2 tRNA genes and 1 rRNA gene are annotated in these 1,169 nt (G+C 51.3%); all 3 read left to right on the forward strand.

Features of this window, described 5'->3' with window-relative positions:
- Positions 1–526, forward strand: a 16S ribosomal RNA gene (locus FYJ73_RS15635); the annotation flags it as partial.
- A gap of 200 nt (positions 527–726) precedes the next feature.
- A tRNA-Ile gene (locus FYJ73_RS15640) sits at positions 727–800 on the forward strand.
- Between the two features lie 27 nt (positions 801–827).
- A tRNA-Ala gene (locus FYJ73_RS15645) sits at positions 828–901 on the forward strand.
- Positions 902–1,169: the final 268 nt, after the last annotated feature.

A 1,169-nucleotide genomic window follows, 5' to 3' on the forward strand; every position in this document is an offset into this window, starting at 1 on the left:
GATCCAGAGATGGTGACGCCCTTCGGGGCATCTGTGAAGGTGCTGCATGGTTGTCGTCAGCTCGTGCCGTGAGGTGTCGGCTCAAGTGCCATAACGAGCGCAACCCCTCTCTTCAGTTGCCATCAGGCTATGCTGGGCACTCTGGAGACACTGCCACCGCAAGGTGTGAGGAAGGTGGGGATGACGTCAAATCAGCACGGCCCTTACGTCCGGGGCTACACACGTGTTACAATGGGGGGTACAGAAAGCCGGCTGCCCGCAAGGTCAGTCCAATCAAGAAAGCCCTCCTCAGTTCGGACTGGGGTCTGCAACCCGACCCCACGAAGCTGGATTCGCTAGTAATCGCGCATCAGCCATGGCGCGGTGAATACGTTCCCGGGCCTTGTACACACCGCCCGTCAAGCCATGAAAGCCGGGGGTGCCTGAAGTCCGTGACCGCAAGGATCGGCCTAGGGCAAAACTGGTAATTGGGGCTAAGTCGTAACAAGGTAGCCGTACCGGAAGGTGCGGCTGGAACACCTCCTTTCTGGAGGGACGCAAGGTAGGGCAAGATAATTGCTCAAGAGACAGTCAACCTGAAGGTGACGCCTCTACCGGCTTTTTGTACGCTGCTGTCTGTTTACTATAAAGGGAATGAAGGAAGCCGGGCTTTTGTAGCCCCGAGACTTGGAAGCGCAACTGGCCGGGACGAGTAATTCTGGGGATGCAAATCCTCAAAAGTATCATAGTCCTATAGCTCAGTTGGTTAGAGCGCCACACTGATAATGTGGAGGTCGGCAGTTCAAGTCTGCCTGGGACTACTTCAACATTCAATCCTCAACATTCACGGGGGATTAGCTCAGCTGGCTAGAGCACCTGCTTTGCAAGCAGGGGGTCAACGGTTCGAATCCGTTATTCTCCACAACGTAATGCTGATGCTGATGTATGATTTATAATTTCTACATTATACACTATACATTATGCATTATTCATTACTCCGATCTTTGACATATTGACACAAGCTAAAACTGTAAAGTAGCAAAGTTCAAGACTTAACGAGGCTTACATAGAAATATGTATGCTGAGACAATACAATACAGCTGAAAGTATGAGCAACGTCCATAGCTCTTTAAGAGATATGGACAGCGAAAGAAGTAGGAAAGGGCGCATGGTGGATGCCTTGGCTCATC

The sequence above is a fragment of the Hallella mizrahii genome (assembly GCF_009695775.1).
Lineage (GTDB): Bacteria > Bacteroidota > Bacteroidia > Bacteroidales > Bacteroidaceae > Prevotella > Prevotella mizrahii.